This is a genomic window from Streptomyces sp. NPDC056347 (assembly GCF_042262625.1).
Taxonomy (GTDB): Bacteria; Actinomycetota; Actinomycetes; order Streptomycetales; family Streptomycetaceae; genus Streptomyces.
The window spans coordinates 13,209-37,155 of record NZ_JBHJQP010000069.1 but is presented as its reverse complement, the minus strand read 5'-3'; the positions used below and the strand labels follow the sequence as shown (position 1 = coordinate 37,155).

The window sequence follows — 23,947 nt, the reverse complement described above, 5'->3', positions numbered from 1 at the left end:
GTTTCGCACCCCGCCTCTCTACCGTTGCTTCGCGAGAACGCGCCTCAGCGGGTCTTTCCGCCCTTCGGCATCCGCATTCCCTTGGGCATGGGGCCCTTGGGGAGCGGCATGTTGCTCATCAGGTCGCCCATCGCGCGCAGCCGGTCGTTGGCCGCCGTGACCTGCGGGCCGGTGAGTACGCGCGGCAGCTTGAGCATCTTGGTACGCAGCTTCTTGAGCGGCACCTGGCCCTCGTCGTTGCCGACGATGATGTCGTGCACCGGTACGTCGACCAGGATGCGCGCCATCTTCTTCTTCTCGGACGCGAGCAGCGGCTTCACCCGGTTCGGGTTGCCCTCGGCGACCAGCACGATGCCGGCCTTGCTCACGGAGCGGTGGACGACGTCCTGGCTGCGGTTCATCGCGACCGCGGGGGTCGTGGTCCAGCCGCGGCCCACTCGGTCCAGCACCGCCGCGGCGGCGCCCGGCTGCCCCTCCATCTGCCCGAAGGCAGCACGCTCGGCACGCCGTCCGAAGACGATCGCCATCGCGAGGAGGGCCAGTACGAAGCCCAGGATGCCCAGGTACACCGGGTGACCGATCGCGAAACCGATCCCGAGGAGGACGCCGAAGGTGACGATTCCCACGCCCGCGACGACAAGACCGATCTTCGGATCGCTCTTCCTGGCCATCTTGTAGGTCAGGGCGATCTGCTTGAGCCGCCCCGCGTTCTCGGCGCTGTCCGCGCCTTCAGTCTTTGCCTTCCTCGCCATATGAAGAAGTTTACGTGGCTCAGGAACGCCGGTCCGCCGCGGCCTCCAGTACGGACAGCACGGACTCGGCCTCGACCCTGTCCTTGGCCCGGCGCCGGTCCTCCTGGACGGCGGACCAGGCGTTGCGGCGGGCCGTGCGCTGCCCGCCGGCCAGGACCAGCGACTCGACCGCGCGCAGGGCGGCGGTGACGGACGGAAGGGCGGTGGCGCGTACCGGCACGGCCTGCATCGTGGAGATCTCCTCGGAGCGGATGTGCGGAATGGGCGGTGCGGGCGGCTCGCGCCGGCCCGGCGGCCCGGACCGTCCGGGCCCGTGCCGCGCGTCGTGCGCACCCAGCGTCACTGCTCGGTGTTACCAGCGTGTGACCGGACGGTCAAACACCAATGAAAACCCCGATCCGGCGGGCGCGCACGCCGAAGCGGTCCGTACCCTCCCCGGACCTGCGGGGAGCGTACGGACCGCTTCGTACCGGCCATGACCGATCAGTGGTCTCCTGTGCCGCGATTCACACCGCGGGCGTCGCGGCGGCGCCACGACGGTCCATCGCCTGCTGGAAGAGACGGCCCGCGCGGTACGAGGACCGGACCAGCGGCCCGGACATCACACCGGAGTAGCCGATCTCGTCGGCCTCTTCCTTCAGCTCCACGAACTCCTGCGGCTTCACCCAGCGCTCCACCGGGTGGTGGCGCACCGAGGGGCGCAGGTACTGGGTGATCGTGATCAGCTCGCAGCCCGCGTCGTACAGGTCCTGGAGCGCCTCGCTGACCTCCTCGCGGGTCTCGCCCATGCCGAGGATCAGGTTGGACTTGGTCACCAGGCCGGCCTCGCGGGCCCGGGTGATGACCTCCAGGGAGCGCTCGTAGCGGAAGCCGGGGCGGATCCGCTTGAAGATCCGCGGCACCGTCTCCACGTTGTGCGCGAGCACCTCGGGGCGGGCGGAGAAGACCTCGGCGAGCTGCTCGGGGACCGCGTTGAAGTCGGGGATCAGCAGCTCGACCTTGGTGCGGCCGGCCTCCCGCTGGGCGGTCAGCGCGTGGATCTGGCGCACGGTCTCCGCGTACAGCCAGGCACCGCCGTCCTCCAGGTCGTCGCGGGCGACGCCGGTGATGGTGGCGTAGTTCAGGTCCATCGTGACGACGGACTCGCCGACCCGGCGGGGCTCGTCGCGGTCCAGCGCCTGCGGCTTGCCCGTGTCGATCTGGCAGAAGTCGCAGCGCCGGGTGCACTGGTCACCCCCGATGAGGAAGGTGGCCTCGCGGTCCTCCCAGCACTCGAAGATGTTGGGGCAGCCGGCTTCCTGGCACACCGTGTGCAGACCCTCGCTCTTGACGAGTTTCTGCAGCTGGTTGTACTCGGGGCCCATCTTCGCCCGGGTCTTGATCCACTCGGGCTTGCGCTCGATGGGGGTCTGGCTGTTCCGGACCTCCAGGCGCAGCATCTTGCGCCCGTCGGGTGCGACAGCGGACACTCCGGCACTCCCCTTTGCTTTCACTGCATTGGATTCTTCATTGGATTCTTCGGCGGACACCAGGGTACGCCCGTGGTTCACACGGCTTTACGTCCGGCCAACCTGTGGCAGGCGGGGCCTATTCCCGGCCGCGTGATCCGACCGTCACGCCGTGGCCACGGCATCGGTGGCGGCATCGGCCGCGGTGCCCGCCGGAGCGTCCGCGGGGCGCTCGACGGCGCGCGGTGCGGGCTCCGCGTTCTCCAGGACGTCCCGCAGGTGCTTCTCGACGACCGGGAGCACCTCGGCGATGGTGAGGTCGCGGCCGAGCTCGTACGCCAGCGAGGTGACGCCCGCGTCCCGGATGCCGCACGGCACGATCCGGTCGAACCAGGTGTTGTCCGGGTTCACGTTGAACGAGAAGCCGTGCATGGTCACACCCTTGGCGACCCGGATGCCGATCGCCGCCAGCTTGCGGTCCTCGCGGCGCTGCCCGGCGTTGGACGGGGCGTACTCGGGGCCGTTCAGCCGGGCGTCGAACTCCTCGTCCTGGAGCCGGGGGTCGAAGTCGAGGGAGAGTCCGCCGATCGCCGGGCGCTCCTCGACCGGGTCGCCGAGCACCCAGACCCCGCTGCGGCCCTCGACCCGGGTGGTCTCCACGCCGAACTCGGCGGCGACCCGGATCAGCGCCTCCTCCAGGCGGCGGACGTGCGCGACGACGTCCACCGGGCGGGGCAGCTTCTGGATCGGGTAGCCCACCAGCTGCCCGGGGCCGTGCCAGGTGATCTTGCCGCCGCGGTCCACGTCGATGACGGGGGTGCCGTCCAGGGGGCGTTCGCTGTCGGCCGTGCGCCGACCGGCGGTGTAGACGGGCGGATGCTCCACCAGCAGGCAGGTGTCCGGGACGGTGTCCTCGAACCTGGCCGCGTGCACCTCGCGCTGCTTCTGCCAGGCCTCCTGGTAGTCGACGGCTTCCTCACCGAATCCCAGCCGGACGAACCGAAGCTCAGCCACGACAGATGCCTTCCTCTTGTGGTGCGCGGGCGGCGGGGTGCCCGGAGCCGCGTCACCATGCACTGATTCACGCCCTCGGCCACTGTACGACCGGTTCGCGGGCGGCGGCCCGGCAGGTCTTCCCGTCAGCGCCGCCCTCAATCCTCACACGATCGGATGAAAGTGAAGCTAAGGCGGCTGTGACCGGTGCGGGGGCCGCTAAATTCGCGCCGTTCCCCAAGGGCTGCCCGCCCGGCCCGGAAGGCAGGAGACCGTACAGCTGATGTCGGAACGACCTCCGCAGCGCACCCCCAACCGCCGGCTCGCCGCGCTCATCACCGAGGCCGGCTTCTCCAACGCCGGTCTCGCCCGCAGGGTCGACCAGCTCGGCCTCGAACACGGCCTCGACCTCCGGTACGACAAGACCTCCGTGACCCGCTGGCTGCGCGGCCAGCAGCCGCGCGGCACCACCCCCGCACTGATCGCGGAGGTCTTCACCCGGCGGCTCGGGCGCAGGCTTTCCGCGCAGGACCTGGGTCTGGACGCCTGCGCCCCGGTCTACGCCGGTCTGGAGTTCGCGGCCACGCCCGCGGAGGCGGTCGACATCGTCAGCGGGCTGTGGCGGAAGGACTCCGGCAGCCACACGGAACTGCGCAAGATCGCCTTCACCCCGGCGGGGCTGGTGGTCCCCAGCAGGGACTGGCTGATCGGCCGGGCCGACGAATCGGTGGGCCGGGGCGGCCGCCCCGCGCCCGGGGGGTCCGGCGCGACGGGCGGGGCGCCGGGGGCGCGCGGGGCGGCGGAGGGCGCCGGGCCCGGTGGCGCTCCCCGCCCCGGCGGGCACGGCGGGGCACGCCCGGCGCCGGGGGCGCACGGCCCGTACGGGGCGCCCGGAAACACGCCCGGCGCACGGGGGGCGGTGCCCGCCCGGACGGTCCGGCCGCCCGCGCCGCCGGCCGCCCCTACGATTCCGCAGGCCCCCGGTTCCGTGCCCGGACTGCCCGAGGGGTTCGACCTGCCCCGCCAGCGGCACTCCGAGCGGGACTCCGGCCAGCGGGTCAGCGGCGGTGACGTGGCCGCCCTGCGCTCGGTCGGCGAGCTCTTCCGTACCCTCGACCACGCCTACGGCGGGGGCCACGCCCGCCAGGCGCTCGTCCGCTACCTGGAGCACGAGGCGGAACCCATGCTCCGGGGCACCTACGGCGAGGCGACCGGGCGCAGACTCTTCGCCGCCGCCGCCGACCTGACCCGGCTGGCCGGCTGGACCTCGTACGACATCGCGGCCCACGGCCTGGCCCAGCGGTACTTCGTCCAGGCGCTCCGGCTCGCCCAGGCCGCCGGTGACCGCGCCTACGGCAGCTATGTGCTGACCACCATGAGCCGCCAGGCGGTCTACCTGGGCCACGGCAGGGAGGCCGTGCAGCTGGCCCGGGTGGCCCAGCAGGGCGTCGGCTCGTCGGCGCCGCCCGTGGTCCAGGCCCTGCTGCACGCCGTCGAGGCGCGCGGCCACGGGGTGCTCGGCGAGACCAGGGCCTGCACCACCTCGCTGGCGCGGGCCGAACGCGCGCTGGACATCGCCCGGCCCGGGGACGAAGTGCCGCACTGGGCACGGCACTTCGACGAGGCCCAGCTCGCCGACGAGTTCGGCCACTGCCACCGGGACCTCCAGCAGTACCGGGCCGCGGCGCAGTACGCGGAGCGCTCGCTCCAGCTGCGCGCCCCGGCGTACGCCCGTAGCAGGCTGTTCTGCCGGGTGGTGCTGGCCTCCGCCCGGCTCGGGCTCGGCGAGCTCGACCAGGCGTGCGCGCTCGGCGTGGAAGCCGCCCAGCAGGCCGCGGAGATGCGGTCGGTGCGCGCCACGGAGTACGTACAGGAATTCGAGCGGCGACTGGAGCCCTACCGGGACGCCGCCGCCGTGCGCGGCTACCGCGACCGCGTGGCCGCGCTGGGCTGAGACCGCGGCCGGGCCTCCGGAACGGGCCGGGTTTCCGGGTCGTGCCGGGCCTCCGCGCCGGTCCGGCCGGGTCTTCGGAACGTGCCGGCCCCCGGGACGGGCCGGGGCGCCCGCCGGTGCGCCCCGGCTGTTCGAGCGCGGCTCCGGGCCGGGTCCACAGAACCCACCGGGCCGGAGCCGCGAGCTTGGTGTTCCCCTCCGGTCAGGCCGCCTCGGGCAGCGGCGTCCCGCTCACCGGACGCACTCCCAGATCGGCGAGGACGGCATCGGCGGCGCGGCGCCCCGAGTGCAGCGCGCCCCGGACCGTGCTGGTGTCGCGGTGGTCGCCGCACACGTAGAGACCGGCCAGCAGCCGCACCGGGCGGCGCAGGTCGTGCGGGGCGGGCATCGCCGGGACCGCCTCGGGATCGTGGTGGACGGCCAGCAGCTCCCAGTCGTCGGTGCGGATGCCGTACAGCGTGGCGAGATGGGTGCGGACCGCGCGTTCCAGTCCGGGCGGCGGGGTGCCGAGCACCGTCGAGCTGATCAGCGTACGGCCGCGCGGGGCGCGCGTGGGATCGACCGCGCTCATCACCGCGGTGTGCGCCACCGGGCCCGAGCGGTCGGCGTCCAGCAGCAGGGCGGTCCCGGTCGGCGGGGGAGCCGGGGCGGTGTGGTGAAGGACCGTCACCGGGTGGAAGGACGGCGCCCTGAGCCCGGGCAGCAGCTCGGCGGCGGCGCCCGCGCCGGTCGCCACCAGCAGGGAGCGGCAGCCCAGTTCCCCGTGCTCCTCGGTGCGGACCGAGGTGATGTCGGCGGCCGTGACATGCACACCCGTACGCACGGTGCCGGGCGGCAGCGCGGCCGCGAGGAGTTCGGGCAGCGTGGACGAGCCGCCCTCGGGCACGCACAGCCTGCCGCGCGCGTAGTCGCGCAGTACGAGATCGGCGCACCGGCTGGAGGTGGTGAGCCCCGGGTCGGCGAGCAGCGCGGCGAGCAGCGGGCGCAGGAAGCCGTTGACCGTACGGGCGGGCAGGCCGCGGTGGGACAGGGCGGCGAGCGCGGACTGCTCGGGCCGGGCCAGGATGCGGGCGGCCGGTGTCGCGGCGAGCCGGGACAGGGCGGCGGCCAGCCGGGCCTGGTCGATCGGCCCGCCCATCGGCGGCCGGGGGGCGCTCGCGAGGGCGCGCGCTGCCCTGAGCGCGCCCCGAGCGCCCCGCACGTCGCCGGTGCGGTACTGGCGTCCCTCGCTGTGGACGAGCACGTCCGGGGCGAAGGTGCGCAGCACCAGCCCTTCGAGGCCGGGCGTGATGCGCAGCTGTGGACAGGCGGTGGTGAGGAGCGGGCCGATGTGGTCGAGCCGGAAGCCGTCCACCTCGGCGGTGGTCATCCGGCCGCCGACCCGGGGGCCCGCCTCCAGGACGCTGACGGTCAGTCCCGCGCTGGTCAACCGGTGGGCGGCTGACAGGCCGGCGATTCCGGCTCCGATGATGACGACGTCCGCGTGGTGTGCCGTACTGAGCATGTGCCCCTCCCCGAGTCGGCGCGACCGCCGGGGGCCGCGGCTCCGACGGGCCCCCGGAATGCCCGAGTTCGCCAGGCCGTGCCGTCGAACCGGCGCCCGGGGGCGGCAGTTCGGCGGCACTACTGGGAGATTAGGAGTGCGGCGGGCGCGGACGCAGTCGCGCGCACCCGGGGCACCGTTGCACGGGGTCGCATGTCTGTCCGATTCGGTGCGGCGGGCGGCGCACCCGTGGGGGGCGCTCAGCGCAGGGCGGCGCGGATCGCCCCGTCGATTCCCGGGAAGGCGAACACGAAGCCCGACTCCAGCAGCCGCCCCGGCAGCACCCGCTGACTGCCCAGCACGTCCTGCGCGAACTCCCCGAGGGCGATCCGCAGGGCGGGGGCCGGGGCGGTGAGGAGCGTGGGGCGGTGCAGCACCCGCCCCATCGCGGCCGTCACCTCGCGGTTGGTGACCGGGGCGGGCGCGGTCAGGTTCACCGGGCCGGACAGCGAACCGGTGTCCAGGAGGTGGCGCAGCGCCGCGACCTCGTCGTGCAGCGCGATGAAGCTCCAGTACTGGCGCCCGTTGCCCAGCCTGCCGCCGAGCCCCGCCCGGAACAGCGGGAAGAGCCGCCCCCAGGCCCCGCCCTCGCGGGCGACGACCAGCCCGGTGCGCGCGTGCACCGTCCGTACGCCGGCCTCCTGGGCGGCGGCCGTGGCGGCCTCCCACTCCACGCAGACCGACGGCAGGAAACCCTCGCCGGCCGGGGCGCTCTCGTCGACGGCGCGGTCCCCGGTGTCGCCGTAGTAGCCGATCGCCGAACCGGACACCAGCACCTCCGGCGCCGGGTCCAGGGAGGCGACGGCCTCGGCGATCGCGGCCGTGCCCAGCACCCGGCTGTCCCGGATCTCCCGCTTGTACGCCTCCGACCAGCGGTGGTCGCCGACCCCGGCCCCGGCGAGGTGGACGACGGCGTCGCAGCCGACCAGGCCCGCCACGTCGACGTAGCCGCGCCGGGGGTCCCACTCCGCCTCGTCGCCGGACCGGGCGGGGCGGCGTACCAGGCGTACGACCTCCAGCCCGTCGGCGCGCAGCGAACGCACCAGCGCCGCTCCGACGAGTCCGGACGCTCCGGTCACAGCGATACGCGAGTGCACCATGGGCCCATCCTGCCCCCGGCGGCCCCGCCGGGCCCACCCGGGGCGCGCGGAAATTGGGCCGTTCCGGTCCGGCCGTGTCTGACACAGTGGCGGGCATGCCCGAGAACCACCTGCACCCTGCCTGCCGTGTCCGCCCCGCCGCCCTCTCCGACGACGCCGCGCTCGGCGAACTGGACCGCGCCACCTGGTCGACCCTGCACGCCGTCATGCCCCGGCCGCAGCCGCCCCACCCGCCCTTCTTCGACGACCGGCACGGTCCCGAGGACTTCCTGGTGGCCGAGGCCCGGGACGGGGCGGACGAGCCGCGCCCGGCCGGGTACATCCGGCTGGTCCCGCCCACCCCGCTGGCCTGCAACTCCCATGTCCGCCAGATACAGGGCCTCGCCGTCGCCGGCTGGGCGCGCGGCCGTGGCATCGCCCGGGCCCTGCTGCGCGCCGCCTGCGCGACGGCGCGGGACGACGGGGCGAACCGGATCACCCTGCGGGTCCTCGGGCACAACACGCCCGCGCGCGCCCTGTACGAGTCCGAGGGGTTCACCGTCGAGGGCGTGCTGCCCGGCGAGTTCTTCCTGGACGGGCGTTACGTCGACGACGTACTGATGGGCCGTTCCCTCGCCCCGTGACCGGGCCGGCCCGAAGGAGCGCCGCAGCGGCCGGTGCCGGGCGGGCTGCGCGCGTCCGGTAGGACGATCGGCTGAACGTCGGCGTGTCGGAGCCCGGACCCGGCCGAAGCCGCGGGCCGTGACGTGAAGGTTGCGGCATGACGGCACTGGGGTTTTTCGGCAGAGGTGTCCCTGTCCGCAGCGTCGCCCGGACCGCTTGTACCGGCGTGCTGGCCGCCGCGGTGCTGTGCTGGCCGCCGGGAGCGGCGTACGCGGACGCGACGTCGGCGTACGGCGACTGGTCGATGAGCGGCACCACGGGCACGGTCAGCATCCCGCTCACCGACTTCCCGACCGCGGCGGTGGCCACCGACAGCACCACCGCGACCGTGGCGTCGGGGGCCTCGGCCTTTCTGGGACCGGGCACGCCGGTCGGGCAGCGGTACGGCACGTCGCAGGACAAGGAGTACGTCACTCTGCGGACCGCCGCGGGCACGGCGCCGTCTACGACGACCCTCACGTTCGAGCATCCTACGAACGCCGGGACCTTCGCGTTCACCCTGGGCGACATCGACGCCGACAGCGTCCGGGTCAGCGCGACGGGCGCGGACGGGCAGCCCCTGACGACCGACCAACTGGGCTGGCAGGGCGCCTTCAACTACTGCGAGTCCGCACCGAAGCCGTCCGAGTGCGGGGCCGCCGGGACGGACACCGACGTACCGAACTGGGACCCCGCCACGAGCACCCTGGTCGGCAACGGCGTGGACACCAAGGGTGCCTCCGGCTGGTTCCAGCCCACCGTGCCGGTCTCCAGCATCACCCTCACCTTCACCAAGCAGAGCGGCTTCCCCGTCTACCAGCTGTGGACCTCGTCGCTGTCCTCGCGGATCGCCGGGCAGGTCACCGCCGACTGCGGCACGCCCGCCGGACTGGAGGTGCGACTCCTGGACGAGAACGGGCAGCCCGTATCGGGCGCCGACGGCCGGCCCGTCACCACGACCACCGACGACCAGGGGCACTACAGCTTCACCGACCTGGCTCCCGGCCACTACCAGGTGAGCACCGATTCGGCCGACTACTCCCCGCCGACCAGCACCCGCGCGGCCGACACCAGTGACGGAAACAGCGTCACCGACGCCGATCTGGCACTGACCTGTGCCGTCCCCACGCCTTCGCCGACCTTGTCGATCCCGCCGGTTCCGGAGGTGCCGCCGCTTCCTTCGCCGGTCGTGTCGATCCCGCCGGTTCCAGAAGTGCCGCCGCTCCCCTCGCCGGTCGTGTCGATCCCGCCGGTTCCAGAAGTGCCGCCGCTCCCCTCGCCGATCGTGTCGATCCCCCCGGTCTTCCCGATTCCCACGCTGCCGCCGAGGCCGTCGCCGACCGTGACATGTCCTCCGACCGCTCCGCCCACACACGCACCCGCGCCGAAGCCGACGGCCCACCCCCACCACCACGACAAGCCGAAGCCGACGGCCCACCCCCACCACCACGACAAGCCGAAGCCGACGGCCCACCCCCACCAGCACGGGAACTGGTGAACGACAGCCGTGTCCCGCTCGCGCGGGCCCGGTCCCGGCCCGTGCACCGGCCGGGACCCGGCGCGGCCGCCCCTCAGCCCGTGAACAGACGCATGCCGCCCATGAGCTGATGCAGGCAGTGGACGGCCAGCTCGGCCGGTGAGCCGGGCCCGGTCGCCGGCGCGTCCGTCGCCGCCCAGGACTCCAGCGCGACCCGCACCGCGTCCGTGGCGGCGGCCGCGGCGAGCCGGACCTCCAGCGGGTCCGCCGCCTCGCCCGCCAGCCGGGCCAGCACCGGCAGCAGCCGCTCCTCCGAATCCTGGTTGACCCGGTACCAGACCGCGCGCAGCGCCGGGTCCTGCGCGGCCGCCCGCAGCAGCCCGCGCGTCCAGCCGAGCTGCTCGGCGGCGTCCTCGCCCGGCATCCGGAACGCCTCGGTCACCGCCTGTTCCAGCACCCCGGCGAGCGCGTCCCCCGGCTCGGCCGCCGCCAGCAGGGACCGCCAGCGCTCGGCACCGCCGGAGAGCAGCGGGCCCACCGCGTCCTGCTTGGAGCGGAAGTACCGGTAGAAGGTGCGCAGCGCCACGCCCGCCCGGTGCGCGATGTCCTCCGCGGTGGTGCCGTCGGGCCCCCGCTCGGCGAAGAGCGCGGCCGCGGCGCGGGCGATCTCCAGCTGGGTCGCGGCCTTGCGGCGCTCGGTGAGGGTCGGCTGCGTCGGCTCGGTGCTCATTCCCAGGAGATTACCCGGCGAGGGAAGCAGTGTGCGCGAAATGCCGTCGTGGCAAAACGTGCCACTTGGGCGTACGGTGGACATCGATCGAGACGCCATCGGGGCGCCGTCGAGACGCTCCGGGACAGCAGTCACCGGGATCGGAGAGACAGACATGAACCGCTACGAAGGCCGCCGCGTACTCATCACCGGAGCCGGTTCCGGCATCGGTCAGGCCACCGTCCACCGCGTCCTCGCCGAGGGCGGCCGGGTCGTCGCGGCCGACGTCAACGAGGCCGGACTGAGGGGCACCCACGACACCGCCGCGGCGAACGGCACCGCCGGGCGCCTCACCACCCTGGTCCTGGACATCGCGGACGAGGCCGCCGTCCAGGCCGGTGTCGCCTCCGCCGTGGAGACCCTCGGCGGGCTCGACGTCCTGGTCAACGCTGCCGGAATCCTGCGTTCCGAGCACACCCACAAGACCTCGCTGGAGTTCTTCAACAAGATCATCGCGGTCAACCTCACGGGCACGTTCCTGATGATCCGCGAGGCGATACCGGCGCTCATCGAGGGCAACGAGCCCGCCGTGGTGAACTTCTCCTCCACCTCCGCGAGCTTCGCGCACCCGTACATGTCGGCGTACGCGGCGAGCAAGGGCGGCATCCAGTCGATGACGCACGCGCTGGCGAGCGAGTACAGCAAGCAGGGGGTGCGGTTCGTGGCCGTCGCGCCCGGCTCGATCTCCTCCGACATGACCAGCGGCAACGGCCCGGGGCTGCCCGCCGACGCCGACATGTCGCTGTTCATGAAGCTCGCCCCGGCGCTCGGCACGGGCTTCGCCAGCCCGGACACCGTCGCCGGTGTCGTCGCGATGCTCGGCTCCCGGGACGGCGCGTTCATCACCGGCACGGAGATCCGCATCGACGGCGGAACCCACTTCTGAGCCGCAGGGCCTCTCAGCCGGGCCCGAACCGGGCCCAGAGCCCGGGGAAACGCTTCGCCAGGGCGTCGTCGTCGAAGCCCACCGGGTCGCCCTGGGGCTCGGCGGGCTGGGGCGGCAGCCCGAGGTCCGGCGCGACCACACCGGTGAGCTGCTCGTACGCCTCGTCGGCGGCGTAGCCGAGCTCCTCGCCGTCCCCGTCGACCTCCTCGTCGAAGTCGTCGAGGAGACCGGCCAGCCCGTCCGGCTCGTGCAGGGCGCCCTCGAAGACCTCTCGGCCCTGGCCGATCAGCCAGCACCGGAAGAAGTCGAAGGCGCCCTCGCCCGTGCCGCCCGTCAGTACGACGGCGGCGCCCCACAGGTCCCAGCGGTAGGCGCGGTTGAAACGGGCCTCGAAGTGCCGGGCGAAGTCCAGCACCGCGTCGGGGTCGAGCCGCACCAGCCGCTCGACGAGCAGCTCGGCCTGGTCCTCCGGGTCGCCCTCGGCGGCCGTGCGCGTGCTGTCGACGATCTCCCAGAACTCCGTCTCGTCCATCACGGATCAAGCATCGGCCCTGGCGGCAAGCGGCGCATTCGGACGCCGGGCGGCGCGGGACTCAGCCGTACAGCTCGCGCAGCCGCACGGCCGCCGCCGCGAACCGCTCACGCAGCGAGGCCGGCTCCAGAACGGCCAACTCCGGCCCCAGGCCCAGGAGCTGGCTGTACGCGATCTCCTCCGACTCGACCGGGACGGTGACCGTGAGCCACCCCTCGGCGTCCGGCGGACCGGCCGCCCCCAGCGCCTCCCGGACCGCCGAACGGTCCAGCGTGTACGGCAGTCGGCGTACCCCCTCGGGCGACACCCGCACCGTCACCTCGGCCCGCAGCAGCGACCGGGCGAACTGCGCGGCCCGCTCCGCCCAGAAGCCCGCCAGGTCGAACCGCTCGTCCCGTTCGAACCGGTCGTCCGACACCTCCACGTCCGAGAACCGGTCGACCCGGTACACCCGGAAGTCGCCCGCCACCCGGGCGCAGACGTACCAGACCCCCGCTTTCAGCACGAGCCCGTGCGGGTCCAGCTCCCGTTCGACCGCGCTGTCCGCCCCGCCCCGCAGATAGCGGGCCCGTACGGTCCGGTCGCCCCACACCGCCTCGGCCAGCGCGGGCAGCGGCCGCGGGGTGGCCGGCTCCTGGTACCAGCCGGGCGCGTCCAGGTGGAAGCGGCGCACGGTACGGTCCGGGGCGTCCCGCAACGAGGGCATCAGGGCCGCCGACACCTTCAGCCGGGCGGCCGAGGCGGCGTCCGCCAGCCCCATCTCGCGCAGCGCGGACGGCAGCCCGGACAGGAAGAGCGCCTCGGCCTCGTCCCGGGCGAGACCGGTGAGCCCGGTCCGGTAGCCGCCGACCAGCCGGTAGCCCCCGGACCGGCCCCGGTCCGCGTAGACCGGGACGCCCGCCTCCGACAGGGCCTGCGCGTCCCGGGTCACGGTCCGCTCCGACACCTCCAGCTCCCGGGCGAGCTCCGCGGCGGTCATGACCGGGCGGGACTGCAGGAGCAGCACCATTCTGATGAGACGGGCAGCGCGCATGCGGTCATTGTGTCCGCATGCGCGCCGCCCGTGCTCCGTGCCTCAGAGGCCGTACCGCTCCCGGGCCTCCTTGACCGAGGTCGCGGTGATCTCGCCGCGGCGGGCCAGCTGGGCCAGGGCCGCGACCGCGATCGAACGGGCGTCGACGCCGAAGTGGCGGCGGGCCGCGTCCCGGGTGTCGGAGAGGCCGAAGCCGTCCGTGCCGAGCGAGGACCAGTCCTGCTCCACCCACTGGCTGATCTGGTCCGGGACCTGACGCATCCAGTCGCTGACCGCCACGACCGGACCCGGGGCACCCTCCAGCGCCTGCGTCACGTACGGCACCCGCTGCTCACCGCGGAGCAGCGCGGCGTCGCACTCCAGCGCCTCGCGGCGCAGCTCGCCCCAGGAGGTGGCGGACCAGACGTCGGCCGTGACGCCCCAGTCGGCGGCCAGCAGCTCCTGTGCCTCCAGGGCCCAGTGGATCGCCGTACCGGAGGCCAGCAGCTGGACCCGCGGCGCGTCCGCCGGGGCGGGCGCGCCCTCCTTGAAGCGGTACAGGCCCTTGACGATGCCCTCCTCGACGCCCTCGGGCATCGCGGGCTGCGGCTTCGGCTCGTTGTAGACCGTCAGGTAGTAGAAGACGTTCTCGGCCTCGGGGCCGTACATCCGGCGCAGACCGTCCTTGACGATCACCGCGATCTCGTACGCGAACGCCGGGTCGTAGTTGAGCGAGGCCGGGTTGGTGGCCGCGATCAGGTGCGAGTGGCCGTCCGCGTGCTGGAGGCCCTCGCCGGTGAGCGTCGTGCGGCCCGCCGTGGCGCCGACGATGAAGCCCTTGCCGAGCTGGTCGGCGAGCTGCCACATCTGGTCGCCGGTCCGCTGCCAGCCGAACATCGAGTAGAAGATGTAGAACGGGATCATCGTCTCGCCGTGCGTCGCGTACGACGTCGAGGCGGCGATGAAGTCGGCCATGGCCCCGGCCTCGGTGATCCCCTCGTTGAGGATCTGGCCGTCCTTGGCCTCCTTGTAGTACATCAGCTGGTCGCGGTCGACCGGCTCGTACGTCTGGCCCAGCGGCGAGTAGATGCCGGCCGAGGGGAACAGCGACTCCATGCCGAAGGTGCGCGCCTCGTCGGGCACGATCGGCACCCAGCGCTTCCCGGTGGACTTGTCCCGCATCAGGTCCTTGACCAGGCGGACGAAGGCCATGGTGGTGGCCATCTCCTGCTTGCCGGACCCCTTCTTCAGGGCGGCGAACGCGCGCTCCTCGGGCTCCGGCAGCGCCACCGCGTGGACCCGGCGGGCCGGGGCGGGGCCGCCGAGGGCGGCGCGGCGCTCCTGGAGGTAGCGGACCTCGGGGGAGTCGGTGCCCGGGTGGCCGTAGGGCACCAGGCCGTCGGCGAAGGCGCTGTCCGGGATCGGCAGGCCGAGCAGCTCGCGCATGTCCTTGAACTCGTCCACCGAGAGCTTCTTCATCTGGTGGTTGGCGTTCTTGGACTCGAAGCCCTTGCCGAGCGTGAAGCCCTTCACGGTCTGCGCGAGGATCACGGTCGGCGCACCCTTGTGCGCCAGCGCCGCCCGGTAGGCCGCGTACACCTTGCGGGCCTCGTGGCCGCCGCGCGAGGTGTAGAAGCACTCGGCGATCTTCGCGTCGGTGAACAGCTTCGCCAGCTCGGCGAGAGCGGGCTCCGCACCGAAGAAGTGCTCCCGGATGTACGCGACGTCGCGGGTGGCGTACGTCTGGAACTGCGCGTCCGGCACCTCCCGGAGCCGGCGGACCAGCGCACCGGTGGTGTCCAGCCGGAAGAGCTCGTCCCAGGCGGTGCCCCAGAGCGTCTTGACGACGTTCCAGCCGGCGCCGCGGAAGGCCCCCTCCAGCTCCTGGACCACGCGGAAGTTGGCGCGGACCGGGCCGTCGAGGCGCTGCAGGTTGCAGTTGATGACGAAGGTCAGGTTGTCGAGCTGCTCACGGGCCGCGAGGGCCAGGGCGGCGGTCGACTCGGGCTCGTCCATCTCGCCGTCGCCGAGGAAGGCCCAGACGTGCGAGTTCGACGTGTCCTTGATGCCGCGGTTGGCCAGGTAGCGGTTGAAGCGCGCCTGGTAGATCGCGGAGAGCGGGCCGAGGCCCATCGACACGGTGGGGAACTCCCACAGCCAGGGCAGCCGCCGCGGGTGCGGGTAGGACGGCAGACCGTCGCCGCCCGCCTCCTGGCGGAAGTTGTCGAGCTGCTGCTCGCTCAGCCGGCCGTCGAGGAAGGCGCGGGCGTAGATGCCGGGGGACGCGTGGCCCTGGATGTAGAGCTGGTCACCGGAACCGTCCCCCTCCTTGCCGCGGAAGAAGTGGTTGAAGCCCGTCTCGTACAGCCAGGCCGCCGAGGCGAAGGTGGCGATGTGGCCGCCGACGCCGAAGCGGGAGCCACGGGTGACCATCGCGGCCGCGTTCCAGCGGTTCCAGGCGGTGATCCGGGACTCCATCTCCAGGTCGCCGTCGAACTCGGGCTCGGCGGCGGTCGGGATGGAGTTGACGTAGTCGGTCTCCAGCAGCTTGGGCAGCGCGAGACCGGCGCCCTCGGCGTGCTCCAGCGAGCGACGCATCAGGTACGCGGCGCGGTGCGGGCCGGCGGCCCTGGTGACGGCATCCAGGGAGGCCGCCCATTCGGCGGTCTCCTCGGGGTCACGGTCCGGGAGCTGATCGAGCTCGCTCGGAAGCTTTCCTACGGGGTCGGTCATGATCGCCGCCTTCCGGAGTGGGAGGGGGGTGGAGAAGGCCCTGACTGGCAGGACAGGGCGATCGGGCGGTGAGCCCGCGAAGTGAACTGTAAGACGCCGATCGATGATCGATCAAAGGGTGAAGGGCAAAACTTCTCGATATGAAGAAATTGGCATTCGGTGCCGCGAAACGGGGCACGGAGTGACGGGATTTAACGGTACAAAAAGGGCACTGGTCCGCACGGACGAGCACCCCTCCCAACAGATGCGTACGGCCGTCGGGCCTCAGGCGCGCGGGGCGCAGCCGAGGACGTGCGCCTTGGCCAGCACCCCGATGTCCGGGTCCTTGCGCAGGAACGCCTCGATGAGGGCCTCGTGCTCCTCCGCGTACGACTTCTGCACCGTGCCCAGCCAGCGGATCGACAGGGCCGTGAACACCTCGATGCCCAGCCCCTCCCAGGTGTGCAGCAGCACCGCGTTGCCCGCCGCCCGCACCATCTCGCGGTGGAAGCCCACGGTGTGGCGGACCTGTGCCTCGCCGTCGGCCAGCCGGTCCGCCTCGTAGAGGGCCGTCACGTGCGGGGTGAGGCGCGAGCAGTCCTCGCCGAGGGCCGGGGCCGCCAGCTCGGCCGCGATCTGCTCCAGACCGGCCCGCACCGGGTAGCTCTCCTCCAGGTCGGCGGCGGTGAGATTGCGGACCCGGACGCCCTTGTTGGGGGCCGACTCGATCAGCCTGAGCGTCTCCAGCTCCCGCAGCGCCTCGCGCACCGGCGTCTGGCTGACCTCCAGCTCGGTGGCGATACGGCGCTCCACGATCCGCTCACCGGGCTTCCAGCGCCCGCTGACGATCCCCTCCACGATGTGCTCGCGGATCTGTTCGCGCAGCGAGTGGACGACGGGCGGGGTCATGAGGGGCTCCTTCGGGGGCAGACCGGTGCTGTCCACACCATCCACGATTGCCGGGGCGACCGGTGGTGTCTAGACAATACGGCGGCGCCCCCGCCCGGAAGTGTTCCGGACGGGGGCGCCGCTGGTGAGGCTGGTTACAGCCGGAGGGCTCAGAGGCCGAGCTCGACCTCGAACTCACCGGCCTCCAGGATCGCCTTGACCGAGGTCAGGTAACGGGCGGCGTCCGCGCCGTCCACCAGACGGTGGTCGTAGGAGAGCGACAGGTACGTCATGTCGCGGACACCGATCACGGTGCCCTCCTCGGTCTCGATGACCGCCGGACGCTTCACCGTGGCACCGATGCCCAGGATGGCGGCCTGGTTCGGCGGCACGATGACGGTGTCGAAGAGCGCACCGCGCGAGCCGGTGTTGCTGATGGTGAAGGTGGCACCGGACATGTCGTCCGGGGTCAGGCCGCCGCCGCGGGCCTTGCCGGCCAGCTCGGCGGTCTTCTTCGCGATGCCCGCGATGTTCAGGTCGCCCGCACCCTTGATGACCGGGGTCATCAGGCCCTTCTCGGCGTCCACGGCGATGCCGATGTTCTCCGAGTCGAAGTACGTGACGGTCGAGTCGTCCTCGTTGATCCGGGCGTTGACGACCGGGTGGGCCTTCAGCGCCTGGGCCGCCGCCTTGACGTAGAACGGCATCGGGGACAGCTTGACGCCCTCACGGGCGGCGAACGCGTCCTTCGCCAGGTTGCGCAGCTTCATCAGCTTGGTGACGTCGACCTCGACGACCGTGGTCAGCTGGGCCTGCGAGTGCAGCGCCTTCATCATGTTGTCGCCGATGAGCTTGCGCATGCGGGTCATCTTGACCGTCTGGCCGCGCAGCGGGGACGCCTCCAGCTTCGGCGCCTTCGAGGCGACCGGAGCAGCAGCGGCGGCGGCCGGGGCCGGTGCCGCGACGGCGGCCCTGGCGGCCTCCGCGGCGGCGACGACGTCCTGCTTGCGGATACGGCCACCGACACCGGTGCCCTTGACCGCGCCCAGGTCGACGCCGTTCTCGGCGGCGAGCTTGCGGACCAGCGGGGTGACGTACGCGCCGTCGTCGCCGGAGGTCGCGGCCGGGGCCACCGGGGTGACCGGAGCCGGGGCGGCGACCGGAGCCGGAGCGGCCGGAGCCGGAGCGGCCGGGGCCACCGGAGCCGGAGCGGCGACCGGGGCGGCGGGCGCCACCGGGGCCGGAGCCGGAGCGGGGGCGGCCGGAGCGACCGGGGCCGGAGCCGGGGCGGCGGCGGGCGCCGGAGCGGCCGGAGCCGGGGCAGCCGCCGGAGCGGCACCGGCGGCACCGATGACGGCGAGCTTGGCGCCGACCTCGGCGGTCTCGTCCTCGGCGACGACGATCTCCAGCAGCACGCCGGAGACCGGGGCCGGGATCTCGGTGTCGACCTTGTCCGTGGAGACCTCGAGAAGCGGCTCGTCCTCCGTGACCTCCTCGCCGACCTCCTTCAGCCAGCGGGTGACGGTGCCCTCGGTGACGCTCTCGCCGAGCGCCGGGAGGGTGACGTCGGTACCGGCGGCGCCACCGGCCGGAGCCTCGGCCACGGGGGCCGGAGCGGCGGCGGGGGCCTCGGCGACCGGCGCCGGGGCCGGGGCGGCCGCGGGCTCGGCGGCCGGAGCCGCGGCGGCGACGGGCGCACCCGTGCCGTCGTCGATGATGGCCAGCTCGGCGCCGACCTCGACGGTCTCGTCCTCGGCGACCTTGATGGACGCCAGAATGCCGGCGGCGGGGGCCGGGATCTCGGTGTCGACCTTGTCGGTCGAGACCTCGAGAAGCGGCTCGTCGGCCTCGACGCGCTCGCCCTCGGCCTTCAGCCAGCGGGTGACAGTGCCCTCGGTGACGCTCTCGCCGAGCGCCGGAAGGGTTACGGAAACCGACATGGTTTCAGTTGCTCCTTACGAAAGTGCGGAAGTAGGTCGTCGTCGCGCCCGGTCGACTGATCAGTCGTGGGAGTGAAGCGGCTTGCCGGCCAGGGCCAGGTGGGCCTCGCCCATCGCTTCGTTCTGCGTCGGGTGGGCGTGGATGAGCTGCGCGACCTCGGCGGGCAGCGCCTCCCAGTTGTAGATCAGCTGGGCTTCGCCGACCTGCTCGCCCATACGGTCACCGACCATGTGGACGCCGACCACGGCACCGTCCTTGACCTGGACGAGCTTGATCTCGCCCGCGGTCTTGAGGATCTTGCTCTTGCCGTTGCCCGCGAGGTTGTACTTCAGAGCGACGACCTTGTCCGACCCGTAGAGCTCCTTGGCCTTGGCCTCGGTGATGCCCACGGAGGCGACCTCGGGGTGGCAGTACGTCACCCGCGGGACACCGTCGTAGTCGATCGGAACGGTCTTCAGACCGGCCAGCCGCTCCGCCACCAGGATGCCCTCGGCGAAGCCGACGTGCGCGAGCTGGAGCGTCGGGACCAGGTCACCCACGGCGGAGATGGTCTCCACGTTGGTCCGCATGTACTCGTCGACGAGGACGTAACCGCGGTCCATCGCGACCCCGGCCTCCTCGTAGCCCAGGCCCTGCGAGACCGGGCCGCGGCCGATGGCGACCAGCAGCACCTCGGCCTCGAAGGTCTTGCCGTCGGCGAGGGTCACGCGGACGCCGTCCTGCGTGTACTCGGCGCTCTGGAAGAACGTACCGAGGTTGAACTTGATGCCGCGCTTGCGGAAAGCGCGCTCAAGAAGCTTCGAGCTGTTCTCGTCCTCGACCGGGACCAGGTGCTTCAGGCCCTCGATGATCGTCACGTCGGTGCCGAAGGACGTCCACGCCGAGGCGAACTCGACGCCGATGACGCCGCCGCCCAGCACGATCGCGGACTTCGGGACGCGGTCCAGCTTCAGCGCGTGGTCCGAGGAGATGATGCGGTTGCCGTCGATCTCCAGGCCCGGCAGCGACTTCGGCACGGAGCCGGTCGCGAGCAGCACGTGGCGGCCCTGGACGCGCTGGCCGTTCACATCCACCGAGGTGGGGGAGGAGAGCCGTCCCTCACCCTCGATGTAGGTGACCTTGCGCGAGGCGATGAGACCCTGCAGACCCTTGTACAGGCCCGAGATCACGTCGTCCTTGTACTTGTGGACGGCCTCGATGTCGATGCCCTCGAAAGTGGCCTTGACACCGAACTGCTCCGACTCGCGCGCCTGGTCGGCGATCTCGCCGGCGTGCAGCAGGGCCTTGGTGGGAATGCAGCCGTTGTGCAGGCAGGTGCCGCCGACCTTGCCCTTCTCGATCAGGGCGACGTCCAGGCCCAGCTGCGCCCCGCGCAGGGCCGCGGCGTAACCGCCGCTACCGCCGCCGAGGATCACTAGGTCGAAAACGGTGCTGGCGTCGTTCGCCACGTCACGTCCTCCATGCATGTGCGCCGTACGCCGGGCCCCGTCGCTGGGGGATGACCGCCGGTCGGCTGGTGTTCGGCCGCTTTGTGTTTTTCGGCCCTGTGGTGGGGGCCCTGTCCTGCCGAGAACCCATCTTCGCACTTGTTGACGGTGAGCGGGACGCGGGGCCCGGGTCCGGGGCGGATGATCATCCGTCCCGGGTGGCCGCCGCCGCGCGGACGCCTGCGGATTTCGTTGAGAGCGAAACCGGCCGGACCCGCGGGCGGTGGTGCCGTCGGGGGCAACGCGTACGGCCCCGGGCCTATGCCCGGGGCCGTACGTCAGGCTCGTGACATCAGGTTCCCGAGGCTCCTGACGTCATCGCGTGCCCCGGGCTCGTGGCCTCAGCCGAGGTCGCCGTCGGCGGTGCGCTCGGCCAGCCTGACCAGCGTACGGACCGAGGAGCCGGTGCCGCCCTTGGGCGTGTAGCCGTACGGCGCGCCCTCGTGGAACGCCGGGCCCGCGATGTCCAGGTGCGCCCAGGCGATGCCCTCGCCCACGAACTCCTGGAGGAAGAGGCCGGCCACCAGGCCGCCGCCCATCCGCTCGCCCATGTTGGCGATGTCGGCGGTCGGGGAGTCCATGCCCTTGCGCAGGTCGGCGGGGAGCGGCATCGGCCAGGAGGCCTCGCCGACCTCCTCGGCGATCTCGTGGATCGAGGTACGGAAGGCGTCGTCGTTCGCCATGATGCCGAAGGTGCGGTTGCCCAGCGCCAGCACCATCGCGCCGGTCAGGGTCGCCACGTCGACGATCGCGTCCGGGTTCTCCTCGGAGGCGCGGGTCAGCGCGTCGGCGAGGACGAGGCGGCCCTCGGCGTCCGTGTTGAGGACCTCGACGGTCTTGCCGCTGTACATGCGCAGCACGTCGCCCGGGCGGGTGGCGTTGCCCGACGGCATGTTCTCGGCGAGCGCCAGCCAGCCGGTGACGTTGACCTTCAGGCCCAGGCGCGCGGCCGCGACGACGGCGGCGAACACGGCGGCGGCGCCGCTCATGTCGCACTTCATCGTCTCGTTGTGACCGGCAGGCTTCAGCGAGATGCCGCCCGAGTCGTAGGTGATGCCCTTGCCGACCAGGGCCAGGGTCTTCTCCGCCTTCGGGTGCGTGTACGCCAGCTTCACCAGGCGCGGGCCGTGCGTGGAGCCCTGGCCGACGCCCAGCAGACCGCCGAAGCCGCCCTTGACGAGCGCCTTCTCGTCCAGGACCTGCACCTTGATGCCGTGCTCCTTGCCCGCGGCGGTGGCCACGGCGGCGAAGGACTCGGGGTACAGGTCGTTCGGCGGGGTGTTGATCAGGTCGCGGGCGCGGTTGATCTCCTCGGCCACCGCGATCGCGCGCTCGGTGGCCGCCTTGAACGCCTTGTCACGCGGCTTGGCGCCGATCAGGGCGACCTCGCCGAGCGCCGGCTTCGGGCCGTTGCCGTTCTTCTTGCCCTTGGGGGCGAGCTTGTTCTCGCCCTGCTGGTACGCGGTGAAGGCGTACGCGCCCAGGAGCGCGCCCTCGGCGATCGCCCCGGCGTCCTCGGCCGAGTCGGTGGGCAGCGCGAAGCCGGCCTTCTTCGAGCCGGACAGCGTGCGGGCGGCCGAACCGGCGGCACGGCGCAGCGCCTCGGCGCCGTACGCCTCGCCCTTCTCCGGGGCGGAGCCGAGACCGGCCGCGATGACGACCGGGACCTTCAGGCCCTCGGGAGCGGGGAGCTTGGTCACCTCGCCCTCGGCACCGGTGGCGCCCAGGGCCTCGAGGACGGCGGCGAGCTTCCCGCCGAACGCCTGGTCCACGGCCTCGGAGCCCGGTGCGAGGACCAGACTCCCAGTCTTGGATGCAGAGCCCTTGGCGACGCCGACGACGAGTGCGTCGGCGCGCAGCGTCGCCGCCCCGGCAGTGCTGAGAGTGAGAGCAGTCACGGTGGTGAAATCTCGCTTCCGTTGAGTTCGATGGCGGTCGAGGGATGGGCCGACCGTGCCCGGCGCATCGTAGACGCCGCCGCAATGTGCCGGGAATGAGCCTACGCGCGCCTTTGCGGCGGGATCACGGCGGCGGGCCGTCGATGGCTCGAAGCGGCTTCCCGCCCGGCCCGGCCGGGCCCGCGCGCGGCCCCGGCGGGCCCGGCACGTAAGGTCGTCGGCAGAACGGGAGCGACCAGGGGGGACCATGCACACCCGTGGGGGCGCGCGCCTGCGGGCGGGCGCACTGCTGCTGACGTTGACGGTCCTGCTGACCGGCTGCGCCTCGACGCCGGAGCCGCGGGCGGCACGCCCCGAGGCCGAGGACCACTGGCGGCCCGCTGCGGGCCTCGGCTGGCAGTGGCAGCTCTCCGGACGGCTCGACCCGACGGTGGACGTCCCGGTGTACGACATCGACGGCTTCGACCACGACGCCGCCGCCGTCGCCGACCTGCACCGCCGGGGCCGCAAGGTGATCTGCTACCTCTCCACCGGCGCCTGGGAGGAATTCCGCCCGGACGCCGGGAAGTTCCCCGACCGGGTGCTCGGCCGGGGCAACGGCTGGAAGGGCGAGCGCTGGCTCGACATCCGCCGCACCGACGTCCTGGAACCGCTGATGGAGAAGCGGATCGCGATGTGCGCGCGCAAGGGCTTCGACGCCGTCGAGCCCGACAACATGGACGGCTACCGCAACCGCACCGGCTTCCCCCTGACCGCCACCGACCAGCTGCGCTACAACCGGCTGATCGCCGGCCTCGCCCACCGCCACAAGCTCGCCGTCGGTCTGAAGAACGACCTCGGCCAGATCCCCGAGCTGGAGCCGGACTTCGACTTCGCGGTCAACGAGCAGTGCGCGCAGTACGGCGAATGCGCGGAACTCTCCCCGTTCGTGAAGGCGGGCAAGGCCGTCTTCCACGTCGAGTACGAGCTGCCCCTCACCCGGTTCTGCGACGGCTCGCGGCGGCTGGGGCTCAGCTCCCTGCTGAAGAAGTACGAACTGGGCGTATGGCGGCAGGAATGCCCGGCCGCCCGGCCGGGGAAGCCCTAACCGAACGTCAGCACCACCAGGACCGCCGTCGCCGCGGTCTCCGCCAGCGCGCCGAACACGTCGCCGGTCACCCCGCCGAACCGCCGTACGCACCGCCGCAGCAGCAGCCCGGCCACCCCCAGCGCCACCACCACGGCCCCCGCGCACCGCACCGCCCCGTACCCGCCGAGCAGCGCCCCCGCCCCCGCGCACCCCGCGACCACCACGGCCCCGGCCAGCACCGCGCCCCGCCCCGGCACCGTGCCCGCCACCGCCGCGCCCAGCCCCTCCGGGCGGGCCGCCGGCACTCCCCGGCGGGACGCCAGGGTGAGCGCCAGCCGGGCGGCGACCGCCGCGACGACCGCCGCCACCGCGCCGTCCGCCCAGCCCCGCCCGTACAGCTCCTGGAGTGCCGCGACCTGGGCCAGCAGTACGAACAGCAGGGTGATCACACCGAACGGCCCAATGTCCGACTGCTTCATGATCCGCAGGGCCTGGTCGGCGGTCTTGCCGCTGCCCAGGCCGTCGGCGGTGTCCGCCAGGCCGTCCAGATGCAGCCCCCGGGTCAGCACCGCGGGAACGGCGGCCGAGGCGATCGCGGCCGTCAGCGGACCCGCGCCGAGCAGCAGCGAAAGACAGCCGGCCGCCGCCGCGAGCACCCCCACCACCAGCCCGGCCAGCGGCGCGCACAGCATCCCGGCCCGGGCGGTCTCCCGGTCCCAGCGGGTCACACGGACGGGGAGCACGGTCAGGGTGCCGAAGGCGAAACGGAGGCCGTGGCTGTTCAGGGAGGTCACGGCGCGCAGGCTAACCGCTGCGCCCGGCCGATAGATTGCCCGTAACGCAT

20 protein-coding genes are annotated in these 23,947 nt (G+C 72.9%); 5 read left to right on the top strand and 15 right to left on the bottom strand.

Going from position 1 to position 23,947, the window contains the following annotated elements:
• Nucleotides 1-44 precede the first annotated feature (44 nt).
• The 4 genes from ACFCV8_RS17980 to lipB all read right to left on the bottom strand — a co-directional run bounded on the left by ACFCV8_RS17980 (nt 45) and on the right by lipB (nt 3,214).
• A complete protein-coding gene (locus ACFCV8_RS17980) occupies nt 45-752 on the bottom strand; it encodes a DUF4191 domain-containing protein (protein ID WP_376686317.1) in 708 nt (235 codons plus the stop codon).
• A 19-nt stretch (nt 753-771) separates the two neighbouring features.
• Nucleotides 772-981: a hypothetical protein gene (locus ACFCV8_RS17975; protein ID WP_376686320.1), complete on the bottom strand. Its 210-nt coding sequence runs from the start codon at nt 979-981 to the stop codon at nt 772-774.
• Nucleotides 982-1,258: 277 nt separating this feature from the next.
• Nucleotides 1,259-2,221, bottom strand: coding sequence for a lipoyl synthase (gene lipA, locus ACFCV8_RS17970; protein ID WP_376686316.1), 963 nt, complete (start codon nt 2,219-2,221; stop codon nt 1,259-1,261).
• A 144-nt stretch (nt 2,222-2,365) separates the two neighbouring features.
• On the bottom strand, nt 2,366-3,214 hold the full coding sequence (lipB, locus tag ACFCV8_RS17965; RefSeq protein ID WP_376686315.1) for a lipoyl(octanoyl) transferase LipB: 849 nt from the start codon (nt 3,212-3,214) through the stop codon (nt 2,366-2,368).
• 262 nt (nt 3,215-3,476) lie between these two features.
• Here lipB and ACFCV8_RS17960 point away from each other — a divergent pair, with 262 nt between their 5' ends.
• Nucleotides 3,477-5,147: a regulator gene (locus ACFCV8_RS17960; protein WP_376686314.1), complete on the top strand. Its 1,671-nt coding sequence runs from the start codon at nt 3,477-3,479 to the stop codon at nt 5,145-5,147.
• A gap of 202 nt (nt 5,148-5,349) precedes the next feature.
• Here ACFCV8_RS17960 and ACFCV8_RS17955 read toward each other — a convergent pair whose 3' ends face one another.
• Both ACFCV8_RS17955 and ACFCV8_RS17950 read right to left on the bottom strand, forming a co-directional pair.
• Nucleotides 5,350-6,651: an NAD(P)/FAD-dependent oxidoreductase gene (locus ACFCV8_RS17955; RefSeq protein WP_376686313.1), complete on the bottom strand. Its 1,302-nt coding sequence runs from the start codon at nt 6,649-6,651 to the stop codon at nt 5,350-5,352.
• A gap of 239 nt (nt 6,652-6,890) precedes the next feature.
• Entirely contained in the window at nt 6,891-7,790 is a 900-nt protein-coding gene (locus ACFCV8_RS17950; protein ID WP_376686312.1) for a TIGR01777 family oxidoreductase, read from the bottom strand.
• Nucleotides 7,791-7,885: 95 nt separating this feature from the next.
• On the opposite strand from ACFCV8_RS17950, the gene ACFCV8_RS17945 reads away from it, so the two are divergent.
• Together ACFCV8_RS17945 and ACFCV8_RS17940 are read left to right on the top strand one after the other, a co-directional pair.
• Entirely contained in the window at nt 7,886-8,413 is a 528-nt protein-coding gene (locus tag ACFCV8_RS17945; RefSeq protein ID WP_376686311.1) for a GNAT family N-acetyltransferase, read from the top strand.
• 137 nt (nt 8,414-8,550) lie between these two features.
• A complete protein-coding gene (locus ACFCV8_RS17940) occupies nt 8,551-9,930 on the top strand; it encodes an SdrD B-like domain-containing protein (RefSeq protein ID WP_376686310.1) in 1,380 nt (459 codons plus the stop codon).
• Between the two features lie 73 nt (nt 9,931-10,003).
• On the opposite strand, the gene ACFCV8_RS17935 is transcribed toward ACFCV8_RS17940, so the two are convergent.
• Complete coding sequence (locus tag ACFCV8_RS17935) at nt 10,004-10,639, bottom strand: TetR/AcrR family transcriptional regulator (protein ID WP_376686309.1); 636 nt, start codon at nt 10,637-10,639, stop codon at nt 10,004-10,006.
• A gap of 154 nt (nt 10,640-10,793) precedes the next feature.
• On the opposite strand from ACFCV8_RS17935, the gene ACFCV8_RS17930 reads away from it, so the two are divergent.
• The gene (locus ACFCV8_RS17930; RefSeq protein WP_376686308.1) at nt 10,794-11,564 is read left to right on the top strand and encodes an SDR family NAD(P)-dependent oxidoreductase; all 771 of its coding nucleotides are present in this window, start codon (nt 10,794-10,796) and stop codon (nt 11,562-11,564) included.
• Between the two features lie 13 nt (nt 11,565-11,577).
• On the opposite strand, the gene ACFCV8_RS17925 is transcribed toward ACFCV8_RS17930, so the two are convergent.
• From ACFCV8_RS17925 to ACFCV8_RS17895, 7 genes are all read right to left on the bottom strand, one after another.
• Complete coding sequence (locus tag ACFCV8_RS17925) at nt 11,578-12,096, bottom strand: DUF4240 domain-containing protein (RefSeq protein WP_376686319.1); 519 nt, start codon at nt 12,094-12,096, stop codon at nt 11,578-11,580.
• Between the two features lie 61 nt (nt 12,097-12,157).
• Nucleotides 12,158-13,129, bottom strand: coding sequence for a helix-turn-helix transcriptional regulator (locus ACFCV8_RS17920; RefSeq protein WP_376686307.1), 972 nt, complete (start codon nt 13,127-13,129; stop codon nt 12,158-12,160).
• 42 nt (nt 13,130-13,171) lie between these two features.
• Nucleotides 13,172-15,841 carry a pyruvate dehydrogenase (acetyl-transferring), homodimeric type gene (gene aceE, locus ACFCV8_RS17915; RefSeq protein ID WP_376686306.1) on the bottom strand — a complete coding sequence of 890 codons (2,670 nt, stop codon included), beginning with the start codon at nt 15,839-15,841 and terminating at the stop codon, nt 13,172-13,174.
• Between the two features lie 264 nt (nt 15,842-16,105).
• Complete coding sequence (locus tag ACFCV8_RS17910) at nt 16,106-16,729, bottom strand: GntR family transcriptional regulator (protein ID WP_376686305.1); 624 nt, start codon at nt 16,727-16,729, stop codon at nt 16,106-16,108.
• A 149-nt stretch (nt 16,730-16,878) separates the two neighbouring features.
• Complete coding sequence (sucB, locus tag ACFCV8_RS17905; protein WP_376686304.1) at nt 16,879-18,648, bottom strand: 2-oxoglutarate dehydrogenase, E2 component, dihydrolipoamide succinyltransferase; 1,770 nt, start codon at nt 18,646-18,648, stop codon at nt 16,879-16,881.
• Nucleotides 18,649-18,708: 60 nt separating this feature from the next.
• Complete coding sequence (lpdA, locus tag ACFCV8_RS17900) at nt 18,709-20,097, bottom strand: dihydrolipoyl dehydrogenase (RefSeq protein WP_376686303.1); 1,389 nt, start codon at nt 20,095-20,097, stop codon at nt 18,709-18,711.
• Nucleotides 20,098-20,477: 380 nt separating this feature from the next.
• On the bottom strand, nt 20,478-22,034 hold the full coding sequence (locus tag ACFCV8_RS17895; protein WP_376686302.1) for a leucyl aminopeptidase: 1,557 nt from the start codon (nt 22,032-22,034) through the stop codon (nt 20,478-20,480).
• A gap of 247 nt (nt 22,035-22,281) precedes the next feature.
• Between ACFCV8_RS17895 and ACFCV8_RS17890 the strand changes: the two genes are divergently transcribed.
• On the top strand, nt 22,282-23,121 hold the full coding sequence (locus ACFCV8_RS17890; RefSeq protein ID WP_376686301.1) for an endo alpha-1,4 polygalactosaminidase: 840 nt from the start codon (nt 22,282-22,284) through the stop codon (nt 23,119-23,121).
• On the opposite strand, the gene ACFCV8_RS17885 is transcribed toward ACFCV8_RS17890, so the two are convergent.
• Nucleotides 23,118-23,897: an adenosylcobinamide-GDP ribazoletransferase gene (locus ACFCV8_RS17885; RefSeq protein ID WP_376686300.1), complete on the bottom strand. Its 780-nt coding sequence runs from the start codon at nt 23,895-23,897 to the stop codon at nt 23,118-23,120. The genes ACFCV8_RS17890 and ACFCV8_RS17885 overlap by 4 nt on opposite strands.
• Nucleotides 23,898-23,947 lie beyond the last annotated feature (50 nt).